General features: G+C 54.7%; 19 protein-coding genes and 2 pseudogenes. 13 read left to right on the top strand and 8 right to left on the bottom strand.

The genetic code is table 11. The features are described 5' to 3' along the window. Window positions 1–69: 69 nt before the first annotated feature. Window positions 70–951, bottom strand: coding sequence for a DUF6338 family protein (locus LPA44_RS15355; protein WP_230890399.1), 882 nt, complete (start codon window positions 949–951; stop codon window positions 70–72). Between the two features lie 153 nt (window positions 952–1,104). Here LPA44_RS15355 and LPA44_RS15350 point away from each other — a divergent pair, with 153 nt between their 5' ends. After that, a complete protein-coding gene (locus LPA44_RS15350) occupies window positions 1,105–3,768 on the top strand; it encodes a DUF1156 domain-containing protein (protein ID WP_230890398.1) in 2,664 nt (887 codons plus the stop codon). A 627-nt stretch (window positions 3,769–4,395) separates the two neighbouring features. Continuing rightward, window positions 4,396–5,136 carry a hypothetical protein gene (locus LPA44_RS15345; RefSeq protein WP_230890397.1) on the top strand — a complete coding sequence of 247 codons (741 nt, stop codon included), beginning with the start codon at window positions 4,396–4,398 and terminating at the stop codon, window positions 5,134–5,136. Window positions 5,137–5,171: 35 nt separating this feature from the next. Here the strand turns inward: LPA44_RS15345 and LPA44_RS15340 are convergent, their stop codons facing one another. The 3 genes from LPA44_RS15340 to LPA44_RS15330 form a co-directional block, all read right to left on the bottom strand. Continuing rightward, window positions 5,172–5,822 carry a hypothetical protein gene (locus LPA44_RS15340; RefSeq protein ID WP_230890396.1) on the bottom strand — a complete coding sequence of 217 codons (651 nt, stop codon included), beginning with the start codon at window positions 5,820–5,822 and terminating at the stop codon, window positions 5,172–5,174. A gap of 368 nt (window positions 5,823–6,190) precedes the next feature. Beyond that, a complete protein-coding gene (locus LPA44_RS15335; protein ID WP_230890395.1) occupies window positions 6,191–6,643 on the bottom strand; it encodes a SocA family protein in 453 nt (150 codons plus the stop codon). Further along, a complete protein-coding gene (locus LPA44_RS15330) occupies window positions 6,636–7,394 on the bottom strand; it encodes a TrmB family transcriptional regulator (protein ID WP_230890394.1) in 759 nt (252 codons plus the stop codon). The genes LPA44_RS15335 and LPA44_RS15330 overlap by 8 nt, the downstream gene beginning before the upstream one ends. A gap of 187 nt (window positions 7,395–7,581) precedes the next feature. On the opposite strand from LPA44_RS15330, the gene LPA44_RS15325 reads away from it, so the two are divergent. From LPA44_RS15325 to LPA44_RS15315, 3 genes are all read left to right on the top strand, one after another. Further along, on the top strand, window positions 7,582–8,403 hold the full coding sequence (locus LPA44_RS15325) for a hypothetical protein (protein WP_230890393.1): 822 nt from the start codon (window positions 7,582–7,584) through the stop codon (window positions 8,401–8,403). Between the two features lie 2 nt (window positions 8,404–8,405). After that, the gene (locus tag LPA44_RS15320; RefSeq protein ID WP_230890392.1) at window positions 8,406–9,125 is read left to right on the top strand and encodes a hypothetical protein; all 720 of its coding nucleotides are present in this window, start codon (window positions 8,406–8,408) and stop codon (window positions 9,123–9,125) included. A 204-nt stretch (window positions 9,126–9,329) separates the two neighbouring features. After that, window positions 9,330–9,467 carry a hypothetical protein gene (locus tag LPA44_RS15315; protein ID WP_230890391.1) on the top strand — a complete coding sequence of 46 codons (138 nt, stop codon included), beginning with the start codon at window positions 9,330–9,332 and terminating at the stop codon, window positions 9,465–9,467. A 90-nt stretch (window positions 9,468–9,557) separates the two neighbouring features. Here LPA44_RS15315 and LPA44_RS15310 read toward each other — a convergent pair whose 3' ends face one another. Further along, complete coding sequence (locus LPA44_RS15310) at window positions 9,558–9,755, bottom strand: hypothetical protein (protein ID WP_230890390.1); 198 nt, start codon at window positions 9,753–9,755, stop codon at window positions 9,558–9,560. A 100-nt stretch (window positions 9,756–9,855) separates the two neighbouring features. Between LPA44_RS15310 and LPA44_RS15305 the strand changes: the two genes are divergently transcribed. Continuing rightward, complete coding sequence (locus LPA44_RS15305) at window positions 9,856–10,239, top strand: hypothetical protein (RefSeq protein WP_230890389.1); 384 nt, start codon at window positions 9,856–9,858, stop codon at window positions 10,237–10,239. A gap of 4 nt (window positions 10,240–10,243) precedes the next feature. Here LPA44_RS15305 and LPA44_RS15300 read toward each other — a convergent pair whose 3' ends face one another. Further along, entirely contained in the window at window positions 10,244–12,004 is a 1,761-nt protein-coding gene (locus LPA44_RS15300; RefSeq protein ID WP_230890388.1) for an McrC family protein, read from the bottom strand. After that, entirely contained in the window at window positions 12,004–13,233 is a 1,230-nt protein-coding gene (locus tag LPA44_RS15295) for an AAA family ATPase (RefSeq protein WP_230890387.1), read from the bottom strand. The genes LPA44_RS15300 and LPA44_RS15295 overlap by 1 nt, the downstream gene beginning before the upstream one ends. 574 nt (window positions 13,234–13,807) lie before the next feature. Here LPA44_RS15295 and LPA44_RS15290 point away from each other — a divergent pair. From LPA44_RS15290 to LPA44_RS15280, 3 genes are all read left to right on the top strand, one after another. Further along, complete coding sequence (locus LPA44_RS15290; protein WP_269070297.1) at window positions 13,808–14,746, top strand: ParA family protein; 939 nt, start codon at window positions 13,808–13,810, stop codon at window positions 14,744–14,746. Next, window positions 14,739–15,140, top strand: coding sequence for a hypothetical protein (locus tag LPA44_RS15285; protein WP_230890385.1), 402 nt, complete (start codon window positions 14,739–14,741; stop codon window positions 15,138–15,140). The genes LPA44_RS15290 and LPA44_RS15285 overlap by 8 nt, the downstream gene beginning before the upstream one ends. A gap of 390 nt (window positions 15,141–15,530) precedes the next feature. Beyond that, a complete protein-coding gene (locus LPA44_RS15280; protein ID WP_330166335.1) occupies window positions 15,531–16,109 on the top strand; it encodes a DUF7342 family protein in 579 nt (192 codons plus the stop codon). 79 nt (window positions 16,110–16,188) lie between these two features. Here LPA44_RS15280 and LPA44_RS15275 read toward each other — a convergent pair whose 3' ends face one another. Continuing rightward, window positions 16,189–16,800 (bottom strand): DDE-type integrase/transposase/recombinase, encoded by a 612-nt coding sequence (locus tag LPA44_RS15275; protein ID WP_230890383.1) that lies wholly within the window; start codon window positions 16,798–16,800, stop codon window positions 16,189–16,191. Window positions 16,801–16,909: 109 nt separating this feature from the next. Between LPA44_RS15275 and LPA44_RS15270 the strand changes: the two genes are divergently transcribed. The 4 genes and pseudogenes from LPA44_RS15270 to LPA44_RS15255 form a co-directional block, all read left to right on the top strand. Next, on the top strand, window positions 16,910–17,605 hold the full coding sequence (locus tag LPA44_RS15270; protein WP_230890382.1) for a nucleotidyltransferase domain-containing protein: 696 nt from the start codon (window positions 16,910–16,912) through the stop codon (window positions 17,603–17,605). After that, on the top strand, window positions 17,598–18,107 hold the full coding sequence (locus LPA44_RS15265) for a DNA-binding protein (protein ID WP_230890381.1): 510 nt from the start codon (window positions 17,598–17,600) through the stop codon (window positions 18,105–18,107). The genes LPA44_RS15270 and LPA44_RS15265 overlap by 8 nt, the downstream gene beginning before the upstream one ends. A gap of 30 nt (window positions 18,108–18,137) precedes the next feature. Next, a pseudogene (locus LPA44_RS15260) lies at window positions 18,138–18,362 on the top strand (site-specific integrase); the annotation flags it as partial. 41 nt (window positions 18,363–18,403) lie between these two features. Next, window positions 18,404–18,732: pseudogene (locus LPA44_RS15255) on the top strand (ISH3 family transposase); the annotation flags it as partial.

Here is an 18,732-nt window from a genome sequence, read left to right as displayed (position 1 = left end):
CCTTGCCCGCTACGCTTTCACAGCGACAGCTCTCCTCGACCAACAACCTGCTTCATAAGAGCGATTAGTCTATTCATCGCCACTTTCTCTGCTCTCTCCGTCAGAGGTATCAGATAGTGAGACCTCATCTTCGATATCTAACCCGTCTTGCTGCTCATCATTGTGTAATACCGAAGATATTGCTTCTTTGAATCCACTAACGGTGGACTGAACCCATTGGAATCTCCTGAGTATCCAGCTCCGGGTTTTTAATCCAGAGTTCAGGAGGTCACGGTGATATCGTTCAATACTGCCACGTTCGTGACCTTCCCATTCACTATGCAGGATTACGCGAGAGATGTCGCGCTGATGGTGGTATGAGATCTTTCCTCTTGATTCTCCCTCCTCCAACTCACCATTAAAAAACTGAGACTCCCGGGGCTCCGTTAGCAATATGTCGTTTTCGGTACTAGAGTTACCAACTTCGAGTAGCTGGCCGGTTATTTGCTCGTCATTCTCCGTGAGGACAGTCACTGTGCCATCGTACGTAGCCTGATATTCGAACTCTTCCCAAGGGTTGTTTAGATTCTTACGTTCCTTCGTTTCCCCCTCCCACACGATGATACGAAGACTTCCTACTAGGATTCCACCCAAGACTGCTACGAATGATTGCATTACGATCAGATTGGTTGCTTCTGCAACAGTAAGAGTTGAAACTCCTTCAAATGTGATCGGCTCATTAACGGCGAGCCAAAGGGGAATAAAATCGAAGTGTAGCAACCCCAAGTTCCGAATAACGGCAACTACCGCAAGTGACCCGAACCCGCCCATAGACATATGGACGATTTTGGTAAGCCTCGAGGTTTCATCAAGCGCAATATTGGCCCAGAGATATGTTCGAAATGCGAAATAACCTGGCACGAGAAGATACAGAAAGAAAATGAGTTGCGTCCCACTCGTGTGTGACGGCATTGATGTTTTGATGGAAACCGGGGCACATAAGACAACTGGTTATAAGTATCCAATCAGTTCGCTACCACAGTACTGGTCTCGTCACAGTACAGAAAGGGTGTGAAGAACGCACACTTATGGGGTTCCTGCGTTATCGCTTCTATATACTGAATAATGTCTGAGCAATCTGGATCTTCACAGGGTCGGCAGGAGCGGACGGAACTCCCCATCGAACGCGGGTTCCCCATCGAGCGCGTGAACGAGTTGGCGGAACGAGAGGGGCGAGCGAAGATGTACTACCGTCCTATTTACACAATGCACAAGTGGTGGGCCCGTCGCCTGGGGTGTGTTTTCCGTGCAATCTCGCTCTACTCTCTTCTTCACGATCCAGATACAGTGGATGTGTTTGAGCCAGGTAATAACGGAGAGACGCTTGCGAACTGGAATGACGAAGGTTCCAGTGAGTTAGATATCGCTTCCATCCTTGACCGCGTTGATATGGCAGACCCTGAGAGCCTCTGGGAGCTCTACCCCAAGGATGTCCGCGTCGAGGACAAGAAGATTCTCGACCCATTCATGGGTGGCGGCACGTCGCTCGTTGAGGCGTCGCGCTTCGGCGCTGAAGTCGTCGGCAATGACCTGAACCCTGTCGCGTGGTTCGTCACGAAGAAAGAACTCGAAGCTGGCCAAACCGACGTCGAAGAGCTTGAGGAAGCATTCGAGCAGGTGAAGGAGGACGTCGCGGACGAGATCACGGAGTACTACAAAACGCCCTGCCCGAACGGCGACCACGACGCCGACGTGATGTACAATTTCTGGGTGAAAGAATTGGACTGCGTTTCATGCGGGCACACGGTTCCACTATTCAAGGACTATCGCGTGGCGAAGGGACGCTACGAGAATGATGACAAATACAACGTTCTGTGCCCGGGCTGTGGGGCGGTGACTCTCGTGGACGACTGGCAGTCAGAGAGCCTTTGCGATGCTTGTGGCCATAGTTTCATTCCGAAGAACGGGAATGTATCTCGAGGAGGGAAGTACAACTGCCCTGACTGTGGACAGAAGTACGCAATCACGGATGCCATCCAAGAACAGGGTTCACCAGACCTCCGTCTGTACGCGGTCGAATACTTCTGCGAACACTGTGAGACCGCCGGTGAAGAGCGAAGTGAGTATAAAGGATACAAACGTGTTGAAGAGGCAGATATCGATCTTCTGGACGAAGCAATCGAAGAGTGGGAAAGTAGCGACGACCTCCATGAGTACGTTCCTGGCGAAAAAATCCCAGAAGGAGCGATTACTGCGTCATCTGAACTGGCTGGAAATGATGTCTTTGACCACGGATACGAGTACTGGACCGATATGCACAACGAGCGCCAGCTACTCTCGGTTGCGAAGATTATGCGGTCTATCGAAGATATAGACCCTTCACTGCGGGACTACCTTCTCTTGGCTCTAACAGACTCACTTATGTTCCAAAACATGTTCTGTATCTACAACCAACCTGCGAACAAGATTGAGGGCGTTTTTCGAATGAATTCGTTCGTGCCGACTTCAGAAGCCATCGAAAATAACGTCTGGGGTGCTTCAGCAGGCCGAGGTACGTTCTCAAACTCTGTCGATAAAGTGTTGAGAGGAGTTGAGTATGGGGCTTCTCCGACAGAACGATTCATCGAAGATGGGGAAACTCAAGAGACGGGAAAGTTCGCACAGCCAATTGGTGAGGAGTCCACTCTTTATCAAGGCGATATGCGGAACCTCGATTTCGAGGACGAATTTGACGCAGTAATTACTGACCCACCATACTACGACAATATCATCTACTCGGAGGTCTCAGACTATTTTTACGTCTGGCAGAAGATTTTGCTTGAAGATGAATACCCTGGGTTCGATCAAGACCAGACGCCTCGTGCCGAGTCAATCGTAACTAACCCGTATCTGGACAAGACTGCCGAGGACTTCGAAACTGAGATTGGGCAAGCCTTCGCTGTAATCCGACGGGCGTTAAAAGACGATGGGGTGCTAGCATTCACTTACCACCACTCTGACTCAGAGTCGTGGGGCGAATTGCTTGCCTCGCTATGTGCTAACGGATTCGAGGTTACAGCGACGTATCCAATTAGTGCAGACTCTAATAAATTCATCACGGGTGAAGCAGTCTCATTCGACATCACCGTCGTCGCCCGACCCATCGACGACACCGAGCCAGCCTCGTGGAACTCCCTCCGCCGCGACATCTACCGTACGGCCCGCCGTACCCGTATCCAACTCGAAGAGAACCGTGACCTCTCCCGTGGCGACATTGGCGTGATGGAGATGGGCGCGTGTTTCCGTGAGTACTCCAAGCACCACGGGAAGGTGCAGCGCGACGGCGAGATCATGTCCGCCAAGGAAGTCGTCCAAGAGATATACGGCATCATCCAAGAGGCCAGCGATATCGGCGTTGAAGACGTGTTCATCGACTTGCTCGACACGCCCGACGTCTCCTACGACGACGTCAACAAGCTCTGCCGCGGGACGAATGCCACACCGGAGGACCTCAAGGAGACGCGCCTGTACAATCAGGACGACGGCTTCGAACTCGGCACGTGGGACAACGAGAAGCGCCAGGCGTACATCCAGGAACGCGTCAACGGCGACGGCGGCGACCACCTCTCGAATCTCGATAAGCTCCAGTTCCTCCGCTACCGCTACGAGAAGGGCCAGGCGGTCCAGAACTACGTCGAGAAGTGGGACGTCGATGATGACCTGCGCGAACTCGCGGGACGGCTCGCCGACGTGACCGGTGACGACACGTACACGCGGGTGCTCGGAGACCGGGATATCACGAGTTACTGAGCCCGGTAGCAGCTCTCCGTACCGTAGAATCGAAAAATCGGTGCGTTTCCTGTGCCCACGTCCGTCTTCGACGCCTGTTGGCTTGCACCGCCAGGCTTCCGGGACATAGTCACACAGGCTCTACGCAGCACCGTTGCGCTCGACAGTTAATTGGCCGCACCACAAATTAGACCTTTGGATGGCTGCTCAAGCTGTCTTCAAGCCTCCCAATCTCACCCAGAAATTTTGAGGGAGATAGGGCTGTACACCTGTACAACAATCTACGTATGAGCAATAACTTAGCTGACCGCTTCGAACGCGACCTCTCCGCTTCGCCAAAGACTCTGGAGCGGGCACGGTGAGCACGTCGTCGAGGTGCTGCTCTCGATGTGAACTGGGAGTCGGTGTTCGATATCAATCGAACACGGATAAATGGCTCTGTTGAAATCCTCATAGGTCAACAGATTCTGTCGGAGGTCGTTAAGTAGACCCTCTCTATTCAGCACTTGCCACTTGTCAGCCACATAGGATTTCAACAGGGCCGTAATTCTACATACTGGCTGTTTCATCACAGACTGTACCGAACTAGTGTGTTTCAACAGAGAACTGAAAGTTGAATATCTGTACGGGAGTGCGAACTCGTAAGGAATGGAGAATTACACTGCACGAGAATGGCACCTGATTCATGGGTACGTAGGAAAACTCCGGTGGGTGTACGAAACCGAGCCGGAAGAGCTCGACATCCCGGACGACTACCGGCTGAATCGCGGCGAGCACCTCACTGTCTTTGACGAGGAAGAACAAAAGAAACGCCTCGGAGCCGAACTGAAGGAACGCGGCCGCAGAAACCCGGTCGCGTTAATCTCGTCGGCACTAATCGCAGTTCTTGATGAAGCAGACGAGAATCTCACATTCTTCATCATCGAACTCTACGAAATTGACTTGTTACTGTCTCAGAATCACGTCACGTCCGTCCTGACGCGAACTGGGTCGTTCCTCCAACACGCGTTAGAGGACCGACTCGGAGTTGATAACGACCTTTCTCCGTTGATTACCGAGGCGTACGAGGACGGGGAATTGTCTGGTAAGGAGGTGCGTCTTGCGCAGTTTATCCGGCAATGCAGAAACGATGTGTCTCATAATTTCGCGTATTTCACTGAGTGGAGCTACGCTGTCCACGATCACGCTTCGGTTTGTGCGAAGACGTTACTGAGCTCTCTTTCAGATTCGTGGTATGGAGTCGAGTTCACCGTCGGTGACCAGTTGTCTGTTGAGAATTGTCTCCGGGTGATTGAGGAGGAATTCGGATTTGAATGGTTGGACGGCCCGGCGACGTACGATGATGATTCGATTAAGGACCGGTACGTGACCGAACGCGGACGGGAGTAGTCCTGACACTGGGTAGTTTGTCAACTGCTTCTTAATTAGGGGAGTCGCTTCCCCCACCGCCCAGTATCGAACCCATCCACTGACTCGATGTATTCCACCGGGTCATCGGAAGAGAGAGCAGCCATTACGTGCTTCTCGACTACATTCTTCACGCCACGTTTCTCTTCGAACAGCATCTCATCCGGCCGATCAACGACCGTTTCGCACTCCGGGCACAACCAGATACGTCGTTTCAGAATGAAGAGTCGCGTCTTATTCCGGTGGAGCATCTCCGTTTGACAGTTCGGACAGCACGGCCCTTTCTCGATGTACGCGTACTTCTCACTCCCACGACGTGGTTCACCCACTGCCACGTACCAGTCCGCGCCGTAGTGCCGGACGACACCGTACCACGTAAGCTTACTCGGTTTAGAGGTGCTGCTGTATACGCTTGGTGAGTTGCTTTTCTGAATCTCTCGCCGCCGATTTACCAGGGAGGAGACAAGCCCGATGATGTATCTCATGCCGAAGTACACGGGAGCAACGAGTACGACGATTAACGCGCCGGTTCGTAGTATCGGATCCGTCAGTACGACTGCGAAGATTTCGCTGTTGATCGAATCAAAGGGGAAGATGGCGTTAAGGAGGAGTCCGCCAATTACTGACGGAAGGAGACCCCAGACGACCCATCGCCCGATATCTGCCATTACGTAAGTCGTGATATTCGCACGACAAAGCGGTTACGGAGCGATCCGTTCTGCGGCTGCCCGATTCGGGGGCAGTTCATATGACGACAAGGATGCAGCTCGGGTTAATCAGGCTGCCTTTGGTCCGCACAGGCTGTTGCTGCAGAGACGGCGACGCGTGTCGAGATGTACGTTCAATCCCAGAAATGCCTGGATCACTGTGTCCCGTCTATTGAGCCGTCGAATCAGGCGCTCAGAGATCTAGATGCTGCCGTTGAGAGTTCCTTTTGACTCGACTGGGTCTTTGGTCACAATGCTCGTCGATTGGCCCATACCTACACGCCCGCGGACTTGACCCTCCGGTTACAGCTGTTCTAAAGACCACCTGGTCAGTAGATACTATTCTCAGCGTATTTCGGATACCGTGAGTACACTTCATCAATCAGATCCGAGAGATAGACATCACCGTACTCGTCTTTAATATCCTCTGCAAGTTCGAGAATTCGTTGCGCTTCTTCTTTCGAGAGCTGGTCCCTGACCCACTGCTTCCCTTGGTCTTGAATCTCGTAGTCGTACTTTACCTTGTCCTCGCCAAGATCTTCTTCCCGGCCTTCCACCATACCGCGTGCTATGGTCTCGTCCAGATCGTCGTAGAGCTCCTTGGAGAACGGGCCGTAGTCATACGGAATGAACTCATAATCGTCCGACTGAAGTGGATCCTCCCCCGCTTCTTCTAGACGCTTCTGCATCAGGAAAACGAGCTTCTGTAGACGTGTCCGACCCTCAATAGGCTCGCCATCGCCAGCATACATCAGGGCGAGTGGGAGTAGTTTCCTATGCATTGTTGCGGTCGAACTTTTCGGCGTACTTAAATATCCCTTCGAACTCTCTGGCAAAAACCTTTGCTATGGTAGCATCCGAGAACACGACCCCTGTATCGCCGCCCATCTGGAAAACGACGTGCTTCTCATCGATCACGTAGAACATCTTGTTGAGCTCCTTGTGCTCCCAGACCGGGTAGTTGAACGACGCTATCTCTTCTAACGTATCCTGGCGTGCGCTCCAAATTACGGGTTTCAGTTCAACATCCTCTCTGTGAAGTTTCTCAAACACTCGATGATCGCTCGTTTCGCACCATCGAGGATCGGGCTCTAGTGCTCTCACGCTGTCCTGGGCCTCCTCCAGCAGCTCCCGGAGCTTTCGAACGGTGCCAGATCGACCACCGAGAATCCACGCAGAATCCCCTGATTCGTCCGGTAGATTGAGCTGGTAAGCATTTCCCAACGTTTCGATGAGTTCGCTCGCCTTGTCGTCAAAATCCTCTTTTCGTTCTTGGATGAGTCCCTCTGGATTCTGCGCGTAGTATCGTCTCGGATTCCGCTCCCGGAACGTAGCAGCGCCTTCTTCAACTAAGTCTTCCAGCACGTCGTAGATGCGGCCGCGTGGGATATCCGTTCGTACAACAACCTCACCTGCCTCCAAGGGGCCTTTGTCAACTAGACACCGATACGCAGCCGCGTGATTCTTCCCCCAGCCCATGACGTCCTGAAGAGGTACATCGGCTTTCTCAAGCGACTGTTCTCCTTGACTCATAGCAACCACAAATGAGGTTGCTTCAATAAATGTTTCTAGTCATACGCTTAGACACTCGTAAATGAGTGTGTATACGGATATATAATACCGCTGCCATCCTCATTCCGGATGTGAATCGGCCCTCAGGCACTGACGCGGTGAAAATGCCGCCCCAGTTGGAGACCAAGATCTAGTCGCACCGTTACTCATGCCAGCCGACGAGTTACCCCATGGCGCCATCCCGAAGTTCAAACCGAGAGACAAGCATCACCGCCGGCTCTTTGGCGGCCACGATGATGCGCCGTTCCTCTTCACAACCTTCACCAATGCCGCCTGGTTCGTGAATCGCCCAGCAGCTATGGACGCGATGCTCTCGTCCCAGCAGAAGCTCATCCTCGCCAACGTTGAGGACGACGATCTGCTGTACGGCCGGCGGCCAGACGACGAGGTTGAGCGCGTTGAAGCACTCAAACCCGCGTTCTACATTCCGAGTGATCGGTGGGTGTACGAGCACACGATGACCAAGCGCGAACAACTCGAAGAGATCGATAAGTGCCTACGGTGGACGCGCGAGGTCACCGAGCGTGTCCGGGCACGGAGCGACCTACCGACACGGATCATCCCTATCGCAAAGGGCTGGGAAGAATGGCACTTCGAGCGGTGCCGCGAGATCTTCATGGACCTTGGGCTGTCGTACTGCGCGTTCGACGTCACCCAGTACCCGTCTGGAGAGATGGTTGTCGAGGATGTCACTCGGCTCGTTGATGTCGTCAATCCAACCGGGGTTCTGCTCATCGGGCGGCTGGCTAAGGACACTCTTCGAGACTGTCCGCGAGAAGTCGTCGCCGCCACCGGCGTCAATCAGTGGCTTGTGAATTGCCAGGCAAGTGAAGTCGGATTTAGCCGTCAGAAGTACAGCGACTGGGCCGCCGAGACAAACAAGGCGCTGTTCAGCGTCCAAGCCGAACTCGGCGACTTCGCTCAGGAAAGCACCGAGACGCGTCTTACGAGCAATCCTACGGAGACATAACTATGGGTAACCGAACTGGAAGTCCGCCAGAACAGTACAGAGAGGACGCCGACGAGGAGCTGCCAGAGAACCAACCAGAGGCCGACGACACTCAGCAGACTGGAATCGGGGACGCCACCCAGTCAGAGCGTGACGACGAAGAGACACCGAGTACCGACCCGGATGCCGCTGACGATACTGATGAGACGCGAGGGAGCGGCGGCGGAGGCGGTGGCGTGATTGGCGTTCCAGCCGATTCCAAACCGGACGACGCACCGCAAGAAGAAGCCGAGTCCGATGAGGAAGACCAAGAGAACGAGCACCCGAGAGCGGAAGGAGACTCAGAGCTAGAGTCCGATTCCGAGGAACGTGACGACACTGAGGACGACGAACTAGATGAATTCGAATTCATCTACGGCGACATCGTCCACGACCGGGAAGCCGAACCACAGGAAGACGAGGACCCAAAAGAGCTGATCGTCGTCAACCTCCCAGACGATACAATCGCCGACTGGGACTGCGGCGACGACGAAACACTCGCAGACCACAACACCGGCTACCCGCCTACCGACTCTGTAGTCATCGTAGTTACGCGAGACCTCCTAGAAAAAGAGATGCCCGAGTGGAACGAGCGCGCTGAGGAGATCGCGTTGGAAACGCTCGACGTCAACGGTATTGACTACAACTGTTATCCCTCTCTCCGGTTAGAACTGGAAGAACCATCTCACCTACGTGCACTGTGATGCATCGCTAATCTTGTGCCAGAGAGGCTCTGTTGAACTCCTATTAATTCGATAACTTTCCTGCTGAATCAGCCGGTAGGTAGGCATACCTACCTAACAGATGTTTCACCGAAAATAGTATCTGACTAATAGGGTTTCAACAGAGCCGGATAAATCGGAACCCAAAACAGCTCGTCCGGATGGGAGCGAGAGCGGCCGTCGAGGATGATCGTAGAAGATGATCAACGACTGTCTCCTAGCGAGATGTCCGCCGAGGAGGCCCGGCGGTATCTCATCCGGTTCCTTGGGCGGCAGGACCTCGAAGACCACGAGGAGATCTACGAGGAACTCGCCCAAGAGTAATTCAGACAGACGGTACCGCCGACGTCACATTCGATTGAATCCGTTTTCACCAACGACCTCCCGTCAATTGAACAGGTGTGGCTACGGGGGTCAGAGAGCGTTTATGATCGCAGCACCGGCCGCGATAAGCAGACCGACGACGATTGCGGGTAGGGTGAGGTTCTGAACCACGTCCGAAATCCAGCTTATGTCGCCGCCGTTACCGCCGATCCAGACGGCAGCGACGATTGCAAGGCCGACCACGATGATGAACGGGAGTGCAATCAGTTCCTCGGGCTCTGCCGACATACGATTACAAACGTCAGTTCACGTTGAATACTTTCTCCCCCAGTTCGTGCGTCTGACAGCACAGTTACTTAATGAGCCGAGGAGAAACGTACTTCAACGAATGGCAGGACCAGGCCAAATTCCCGGACGATACAACATCATCGTCGAAGGGGAGTATAACGTGTTCGACCACCAGATGCCGGTCGAGGAGTTCATCAAGCGTCTCAAGGACGATGACGTACCAGACAAGGTGAGCGTCGTCGGACTGGGTGACGCGTTCGAGGACGGTGACGTAGCAGACGAACTCGCCCGTGCAATGGATCAACGAGCGAATGACCTGGAGTATCAAAGCCCGACCGTTCAGTTCGTCGTCGAAGGGTCGTTCCACCGAAGCGGGAAGACCTACGACCTCCGCTATAACGATGCACTGCACTCTCTGCAGCAGGTATTCGGCCCACAACTCGAACGGAAAGAAGAGGGAGACTGGCTCGTCGCTCCGTTCTAACGAGCTAGAGCAGTTTCAGCGGTCCTTCTTTCTCCACTTCATCGGATCCGTTCTGGAGGAAGTAGAGGTCGATCCACTCCTGCCCGTGCTCGCGACAGAACACCGGTACGCACGTCGTCGTATGCTCGTAGCGCTGTTCACAGCGCGTCTCGATCTGTTCTCGCGTCCAGTCACCGTCTTGCTCTAGGTCGTACCGATTGCGAACTTCCCACGAGTGTTCGTCGGCAGCGGCCTTGAGGACGCGAAGCGAGAAATCTCGAGTATCTTTGAACGTAAACGGACCGCTCATCGATGTCGCTTCGCTCAGGGCAGTCTCTTCGACACCGTCGAGGCACAGGCGATTCTCTGCGACAGCTCGGAAGGCTTCGAGTTCAGCAGATTTCTCGACGAGGACGTCGTGTAGGTAGTTGTGGACGACGTCGCCGTATCCATCTAGAGTGAACGACTGCTCGGGTGAGACGATCTGCAGTTCGGCTCCGGTCTGGGCGACTCGACGACGCTTCGGTTCGAGTAGCGGGCACAGGAATGCAAGCCGGTCAGCGTGGAGAAGGTAGGCGTAGCTGAACAACCGAGATCGGGATGGAGACTCCTTCACCGGGTCGTGGCCTTCTGCGTAGTATTTCGAGTCCAGTACAGCTAGTGTCTGGTCGCCCTCCTGTAGCGCGTGGTCCGGTTCGTGGTAGATCTGACCCTCTCCCTCGAACGGATTCACGGAGGGTGACCGGACGGGCGTCACGTCGTCGAGGCCGCCGAGGTGGTCGTAGGACTTGATATACGAGAGCTCCCGCTCAATGACGACCTGGGAGTACTGCTCGAACAGCGACTCCATATTCAAAACGTAGTCCACGACCAGTTCTCGCGGGCCGTCTCGGAGTTGCTGGCCGAGTGACGATGACATCACTGCCTTGGCGACGTCGAACGCCTTCTGGTAGTACCGTCGCTGCTTCGGAAGGTCGCTAAGCGAGAGACGTCGATACGCGTCCATCCGATCTAACCCGCTGTTAACACCCATACTCTCCAGGCGCTCCACCTCTCGGTGAACCTCTGAGAAGATACGGTCGTACGCAGGATGGTCGTTCTCGTGAGAGTTCTGTCGAAAGAGCCGAAGTAGCGTCTTCCCCGCGTAGTGAAGCAGCGAGTTCGCGGCGTTGTCGTACTCGGTCTCGTTGCGTATCCAGTGTGGCTCCAGCGTCCCCCGCGCGTGGTTCATAAGCGTCTGTTCAACGTCGATCTCTCCCCGACCGTCCAGACTGTCGAGCCGTCGGATAACCAAGTCGCGGATGTACCCCTGCCGGTGGATCGTCTCTAACCCATCGAGGTAGTTGATCGCCAGCACAACGAAGACATCGTCGAGATGGATGTCGTCGGAGAGGAAGTCCTGCAGCGGGATCCCGTGGTATTCGATTGAACGGTTCTGGTCGTAGACCGCCAGCAACATATCGAAGATGTGCTCCCAGTCGATCTTCGGATCGACCTGGACCTTCGACGACGGTGTGAGGCTCACGACGCCGATGATGTCCGTCGCTTCGACGTGGAGTACCTCGTTCTCGTCGCCGTCTACGGTAACTGTGACGACTTCGTACTCCTGCTCGCCGTCGAGTGCTGCTTGACTCTTCGTGAAGACGCCGGGACTCTGCTGTGTGAAAGATGCGCGACGAAGCTGGTCCCCGATGGACGACGGACAGCCCTCTATCCGGATCTCCCCGCGTTCGGGGACGTTGAAGGTGTCCTGCCCGTACTCGTAAACTTCGTCAACGGTGCTCATTACTCGTAGGAGCCCATCTGGCGACGTTCCTGTTCGAGTTCCCGTTCGGCGAGCTCAGCTGCGGGGGCTAGATCGAACTCCTCGAACTCGCCGTTCATCGCGCGGTAGTGTTCCGCGATTCGCTCGATCTGCGGAAATGCGGCGGCGTTCAGGAGTCGCGGAACGATGTACGTCCGGAACGCCTGTCCGACCGCATCTTTCTGGTCATACTCGTACTCTCCGCCTTCTCGACAGCCGACGCCAAGGAAGACGGCGACGTCGCGATAATGCATCGGGCCGAAGCGCATGATCGACCCTTGTGACGTCGATTCGTGACCGTGGTTGATCCCTTGGTAATCCCGCTCGAACAGCCGGAGGATCTCGCTTTCTCCGAGGTCCGTGTGGTCGGTGACGTGCGTGGTGATCCAGTCTTTGAACAGCTGTCGGCGCTTGTCCTCCTCGTACTCGTCCAGCTCAATCATGGCGAACCGGCGGGTGATCGCGTTGTCGAGTTCGTTCACCGTCCGGTCGGACATGTTCATCGTACAGATGATGTTCACCCGCTCGTCCAGTTCGATGGTCTCCCCCTCGTCGGTCTCGAAGATGGTCTGATGGGGATTTTCGATGGCGGTGTACAGTGGGCCGAAGATCTTCGAGATGTCGGCTCGCGTGATCTCGTCGAGGATGACGCCGTACTCGACGTCGAATCGGCGGGCACGCTGAACGGCTTCGGACACGCAGCCGAGTTTCGTCCGGTAGCTTAGCGAGTCGCCAGTGTAATCCGGACTGATCCCGCCGATGATGTCCGACGGCGTCCACGAGGGAGTCGCAGTGTTGAGTGCGTACCCGATGCCGGTCTCACGGGCGAGCTGCTTAGCAAAGGTCGTCTTCCCTGTTCCGGTCGGTCCGTACAGGACGACGGGCTTCCCGGCTTCAAGCGCGACTTTGGCGTTGCGTTCGACATCTTTCGGAACGAGTATCTCTTCGGGCGTTTCGTCACCGCGGAGACTCACGATGCGCTTGAGGCGGTCTGAAGCCAGCGGTGACTCAAGTACAGCACGCCGAACCCGGCCCAGACCACGTTCGCCGTCGTGGACTACGTCGAGTTTCTCGTCCTCGATCAAAAACTCCAGTACGTCTTCGCTCTCTGCATTCCGGATTGCTTCGACGACGTCGTCGGTTACACGGCGAAGAATTCCGACTTCGTCTTTCGCATCTTCAAGTGTATAGTCGTCCGACGAGTCACTCATTATCGAATACAGGTAGTCCGCAGTATATAAAATCCCATTCAAAACCCATCTTGGATCTGTCCAGGCTACTATTTTAACCGTATAGTTGAGTTCTGACCCATTATGTAACTGCGGGTGACTGTCTATACGAAGAGGATGAGAGCTAGTTGCCTGTCTTCCCCTTTTGCTGATTTCTCGCCTCTGTGTTATCCAGAGGATGACCGAGTCGGGTGGGTACTGAATACGGATCCAGATTCTGCGTAGCCAGCTGGCATCGGATTCTGACTTCGTCTCTTTCCGGATTGTTGTATTTGTCTACTCCGAGGAGATAGCAAATAGTTCTGTGAGGGTTTAGTCCATCCAAGAAACTGCGACAAAGGGGAGTCCAACGACGGGTGTAAGTACAACTGACTGCTATGGGGTATGATCTTCAGTCGATGTTAGAGTTCGTTTCCTAACCCTACGTTCCATTCTTCTATCTAATCTATTTTTAAATAGAATACTATTCTAGAATAGGTTTGTAGGGGGCGATAGTATACTATTCAAACTATTCACCACAGAGTTAAGTTGAGAGGGGTTGATACTGTTGAATAGTATGAGTGGCTCAGATAGCAAGAATAGTATAGATAGAACGAATAGCCCAAATAGCCCATATGATTCGGTACAGACCGATGGGAACTCTCGGGCTGTTTCGGTCTGTATGCTGAAGGGGGGCGTCGGAAAATCGACGATTGCGGTCAACCTCGCTCGACAGCTGGCCGCCCACGACCACGATGTCCTCCTCATCGATCTGGATCCGAACGGCCACGCGTCCGTTGGGCTGGGTTTTGACGACCAGTATCACAATACCGAGGAAACCATCGGCGACGTCTTCTTCAACGATGCTGACCCGACTTCAGTTGTCTACGATACCAGCTATGAGTTCGATATCCTCCCGTCCAGCGAGGACTTAGAACAGGTCGAGCGGGAGATCGTCGTCGGCGACGTATTCCAACCCTCTGCGCTGCTCAAACGGGAAGTCGTCGATCCACTCCTTGGGGACACGTACGATTATATCGTCACGGATTCGCCGGCGTACCGGTCCCGACTCACGGACAACGCGCTCGTCGCGACGGCTAACTTGGTGCTTCCGCTCGCCCCGGGGAACGAGGCGATGGCCGGCTTGGAGCGAACCATCGAGCGACAGATCTCCCCGCTTCGGCAGCATATGGACGTCGACGTCCTGTCGCTGGTTCCGAACATGTTGAGCGGCCGTATCGACCAGCAGACTCAAGATCGACAGCTCCTCGAACGTCTCAACTCGCACGATAACCTTCAGGATCGCATCCCGAATTTCGCGCGGATCACGGACTGGGAGGCTGTCGATGCCGGCGATCTCAAACCCTCACCGGGCATCCGGGACCGAACCAGCATCACGAAGGCCTACGGCGAGCGCAAACCCCTGCTGGACTACGACCCTGATTGTGACCAGTTGCAGTGCTTCGACGAGTTGGCGCACATCGTCGAGGCAGGTGAGGTGGTCCGCCATGTCTGACGACGATCCGTTTGCCGACCTCGGGGAGACACTCGAAGATGAACCGGACGACGAACCCCAAGATACGGATGACGCGTCTGAATCAGAAGCCGACGAGGAGACGCCCTCTCAGGAACCCGTCGAACGACGAAACCCGATGACCGATTCAGCGTTCAGCTATGAGGCCGCCAAACAGCGGCCTTTCTACGCCCGGGAGGCTACGATCGAGGACTTCGATTCCTGGCTGAAGTATGAACTGGAACGCGAGCTCAACCAGCAGGGCTACCAGAACATCGTCGTTCGGGAGATGACTGATGCTCTTCTCCGAACCGTCGTGGAGGAAGATCTCGTAGACGAAGTGGCCGAACGATTCGAACAAGCCCGCGAGTCTGCTTCTTCAGAATCGACTGAATAGCGTACTATTCCAAAATAGAAAACTATTCTATAATACCCCAGCAGCAACCTCAGAATAGTCTGATTCCGCCTCTATACGGTGGACTCAGTTGAGACCGTCGGCTCAGCTTTGGTATAGCGATATATAATTTATAAGTCCGGTTTCTTGGCTATTAACATTGCTACTGCCGGAATTCGGTACTTCAGGCAAATACGCGTCTGGACGTGATTACACTCGTAATCACGACCACTTTGAAGTACCCCGCCGCCGTCGGTGAAGCACGAATGCTGCAACCGCCTCACGACGGCGCTTCCCCCGGGTAGCGCCACTGATACCGGGCTCGAGTTTGCTCTGGCTCTCCTCAGCTGAGGTCGAAGCGATGGGCGATGGAGCCCTTTCGGTATAGAACGAATGACCTCAACCTATATTAGGACAAGGCCCGAACGATGCTGTATGACCGAAGACGAATCGAACTCCGAGGGCCTGATGGAACGCCAGACCACGGGTGAAGACCGCGTGCGGATGACCGCCCGGCAGCTGTCGGAGCCGCGGACGGCCAACTGGATCGCTTCCGAAGCGGGCTGGTCACACGAGCCGACGAAACGCGTCCTCGAACGGCTCGTTGACGATGGCATCCTCCATCGCGACGACAGCGGGACTCACACCACATATTACCCTGATTACCGGCGTCAGGCGATGCAGGAGGCGATGCGTCTTCGAGACAGCGGGCACACTGTCGAGGAGCTCACGGACCGTCTCGCGGATATGAAAACCCAAATTCGGGACTGGAAGGGCGAATTCGACGTTGAGTCACCGAACCAGCTTCGCGGCACGCTTGTTGACGAGTCCCTCGACGCCGAGGAAGAAGACCGTCGCCGTGAGATTGCCCGCGAATGGGAGCATCTCCAGCGCCGCATCAAAATCGTCGGCTTCGCCATCCGCGAATGGGACTTCCTCGCCCCAAGAGAGCCAGCTGAGCCCAGCAGCTAATAGATGTGTTCTGCACCAACACGTTGACGTTGAGTCTATAGTAAGAATTTATGCGACCTCCGATACAAAGGTGTCAAGGTTAGAGCGTAGCATTGTGGAGGGCGGCGAAGGCTGTCAGCCACGATCTGGTGGAGTTGGCGGTGCTGTGGATGGGAAATCGGTGGTAGAAACGTCTGGTTCGGTATTTGAAGATCCCGAACCACGCTTCGATAAGCGACCGATTTCCCCACGTTTCACGCTCGTACTCGCAGTCTAAGAGTTCAAGCGGCCAGTCATACCACGGGCCGCGGTCGGCCCGCACCACCGGGCGACCGCGGCACCGTTCGAGAACATTCTTCAAAAACAGGAGCGCATCGAGGCTCGATCGACCGGGAGAGACCTCAACGGCAAGCACTTCGAGAGTGTCACAATCGACTGCCGCCCAGACGTAGTGCTCGGTGCCGTCGATCTCGATTTTCGTCTCATCGACGGCGACTTCTTGTCGATCCCGGCAGTCGGGCTCGAAGAGGTGCTTTAACCGATGAAACCACTGTCTGATTGCCTCATACGAGCGATCAACGAACGGTTCGATTCGCCGGTATGAGAGGCCAGCATGGTACAAAAACGCCGCGAGGACACGCCGCTCTGTCGGCGTGTCCTCGCGGGAAAATACTTCCTGCTGGCGAGCCTTCTCAACCATGCGGTCGAGCATTGCTCAACACCCAACTTACCCTTGCTCGGCCGCCTCCTTCACGCTAAGGTTGACACCCTTCTCCGATACACGTATAAGTTTTATATAGTAATGGTCCGTGTTACGGCATATGAACCGTGAGACGGAGCATCCCGATTCCTCAGGTGCATCTATTTCGCTTTCGATACCTCCATCAGACCCGGATTTATTCAAACACAAAGCAACGAGTGATGTCCTTCTATTTTTAACCAACCATCGGTTTAGTGACTTCTCACTGCGAGAACTCGCAACGCAGATTGGTCATTCACACCAGTCCGTCCGACGGGCAGTGAATGTTCTCAGTGCGAATGACTTGATCACCGAATCACCTCAAAGCAACCAGCGACTCGTACAGATCAACAGACAACGCCTCTCTATCCCAGATGACCCGATCCTCCGTATTCCCCAGCCGGAGTATCACCAGCCGGTCAAAACTGCTGTCACGAAGCTCCGGGAGATAATTAGTGACGTCGTCGGCATCATCTTGTATGGGAGTGTTGCCCGGGGTGATGCGGATCGACGGAGCGATATCGATCTCTGGGTGCTGACTCGGTCAGGGCGGGCGGAAAGCCAACGTGAAGCGAACACGATTGCACGCGACCTCGAAGACATGGAATTTGATGGTGACCGGTACGCCTACGATATCGACGTTGAGGCCGTCCAAGCGATTCCGGCCTACACCGATGATATTCGAGAAATCATCGTTTCAGGAATTCCGGTCTACAAGACGAGTGACTTCGAAACCGTCGAAAACCTGCTCTTGGAGGAGGGTGCTGGCGATGAGTAGCGGCTCGGACCCGGATTCTGTGCTCGCAGCACTTGAGCGTGCCCAAGATGCCTTCGAGATGGTTGGACGTGGTCGAACTGAATTCGAAGATGGGATTAGCGCCGATGCAGACTGGGAGACACAGCTGACGAAAGCGTGTAGACTACTCGAAGTCGTCGACACACTCCAAGTACAGGACGGATATTATACCGCTGTCATCGAGGTTTGTTTCGGGGCTATCGAGCGGTCGATTGAGGCGTATGCGCTCTCGATGACCAGCGATACGCTCCAAGAGTTCCAGAATCACCAGTTCGGCTACGACCGTGCGCATCAGATCGGGCTGTTTGAACGGGATACTGCAGAGGAGATGAAGGCTCTTTACAGCGAAAATCGGACGGAGAGCTATTACGGAGGAGGTCGTCCGACGGCAGAGCAAGCAGATGCGATGACTGAATTAGCAACTGCAGTCCACCAGTTCTCAGTTAGTCAAATCCGTGAAGGCGGAGTCTGCCTCTGTGATTAACTACAGACAGCAATCCTCGTGAGAACTATAATGGACCAAAACTCATCTACAAACCGAACGCAGTTGACTCCCCTCACCAATACGTTTGAACGATACCTCCAGGACAAGGGGAAAGGCCGTGGTGGGGACGGCGGGAACTATCGACGAAACGCCGGCCGCGAGCTTGAGCGGTTCGCCGAGTGGGCCGCCGGCGATCGCGGTGACGACGATTGGACCGGGATCGTTCCTGACGATGCCGATCGCGAACCTCAGTACATCACAAAGCCGGTTAGTTGAGACGTCTGCTTGCAGAAGGTGTGTCTAAAACCCAGCAAGCAGACGATGAAATCCACGAAGACCAACTGCTTAACTTCCTCGTCAACGCTCTTGACGAGGAAGTTGCTCTCACACTCGCTGAAAACGCCGAGATCGATGCTAAAGACATCTACGAGGTCCTCGTCGGCGCGTGCGCCGACGGGACCTCGGTCTCAACGCTCTGTGAGAAAAGTGAAGACGCCCCCCACGAAAATTCGGTTCTCTACCATCTCCGCACCAAATTCGACCTTGAGACGCTTGAGCAAGTCGGAAACGCGCTCCTTCAGAAGGACGTTCTCGACGTCCTTCCCCAGCAGGTGGAGGTCGTTTC

It is taken from the genome of Halobacterium sp. KA-4 (genome assembly GCF_021028995.1).
Taxonomy (GTDB): Archaea; Halobacteriota; Halobacteria; order Halobacteriales; family Halobacteriaceae; genus Halobacterium.
This window is presented reverse-complemented; position numbering and strand designations above follow the sequence as displayed.

Excerpts from the sequence above, each read along its gene's own strand:
- LPA44_RS15335 (WP_230890395.1), bottom strand. The coding sequence starts at position 6,643 with ATGCATAGGAAACTACTCCCACTCGCCCTGATGTATGCTGGCGATGGC.
- LPA44_RS15300 (WP_230890388.1), bottom strand. The coding sequence starts at position 12,004 with ATGAGCACCGTTGACGAAGTTTACGAGTACGGGCAGGACACCTTCAAC.
- LPA44_RS15285 (WP_230890385.1), top strand. The coding sequence starts at position 14,739 with ATGTCTGACGACGATCCGTTTGCCGACCTCGGGGAGACACTCGAAGAT.
- LPA44_RS15325 (WP_230890393.1), top strand. The coding sequence starts at position 7,582 with ATGCCAGCCGACGAGTTACCCCATGGCGCCATCCCGAAGTTCAAACCG.
- LPA44_RS15275 (WP_230890383.1), bottom strand. The coding sequence starts at position 16,800 with ATGCTCGACCGCATGGTTGAGAAGGCTCGCCAGCAGGAAGTATTTTCC.
- LPA44_RS15265 (WP_230890381.1), top strand. The coding sequence starts at position 17,598 with ATGAGTAGCGGCTCGGACCCGGATTCTGTGCTCGCAGCACTTGAGCGT.
- LPA44_RS15270 (WP_230890382.1), top strand. The coding sequence starts at position 16,910 with ATGAACCGTGAGACGGAGCATCCCGATTCCTCAGGTGCATCTATTTCG.
- LPA44_RS15290 (WP_269070297.1), top strand. The coding sequence starts at position 13,808 with ATGAGTGGCTCAGATAGCAAGAATAGTATAGATAGAACGAATAGCCCA.
- LPA44_RS15350 (WP_230890398.1), top strand. The coding sequence starts at position 1,105 with ATGTCTGAGCAATCTGGATCTTCACAGGGTCGGCAGGAGCGGACGGAA.
- LPA44_RS15355 (WP_230890399.1), bottom strand. The coding sequence starts at position 951 with ATGCCGTCACACACGAGTGGGACGCAACTCATTTTCTTTCTGTATCTT.
- LPA44_RS15330 (WP_230890394.1), bottom strand. The coding sequence starts at position 7,394 with ATGAGTCAAGGAGAACAGTCGCTTGAGAAAGCCGATGTACCTCTTCAG.
- LPA44_RS15305 (WP_230890389.1), top strand. The coding sequence starts at position 9,856 with ATGGCAGGACCAGGCCAAATTCCCGGACGATACAACATCATCGTCGAA.
- LPA44_RS15280 (WP_330166335.1), top strand. The coding sequence starts at position 15,531 with ATGACCTCAACCTATATTAGGACAAGGCCCGAACGATGCTGTATGACC.
- LPA44_RS15315 (WP_230890391.1), top strand. The coding sequence starts at position 9,330 with ATGATCGTAGAAGATGATCAACGACTGTCTCCTAGCGAGATGTCCGCC.
- LPA44_RS15295 (WP_230890387.1), bottom strand. The coding sequence starts at position 13,233 with ATGAGTGACTCGTCGGACGACTATACACTTGAAGATGCGAAAGACGAA.
- LPA44_RS15320 (WP_230890392.1), top strand. The coding sequence starts at position 8,406 with ATGGGTAACCGAACTGGAAGTCCGCCAGAACAGTACAGAGAGGACGCC.
- LPA44_RS15340 (WP_230890396.1), bottom strand. The coding sequence starts at position 5,822 with ATGGCAGATATCGGGCGATGGGTCGTCTGGGGTCTCCTTCCGTCAGTA.
- LPA44_RS15345 (WP_230890397.1), top strand. The coding sequence starts at position 4,396 with ATGGAGAATTACACTGCACGAGAATGGCACCTGATTCATGGGTACGTA.
- LPA44_RS15310 (WP_230890390.1), bottom strand. The coding sequence starts at position 9,755 with ATGTCGGCAGAGCCCGAGGAACTGATTGCACTCCCGTTCATCATCGTG.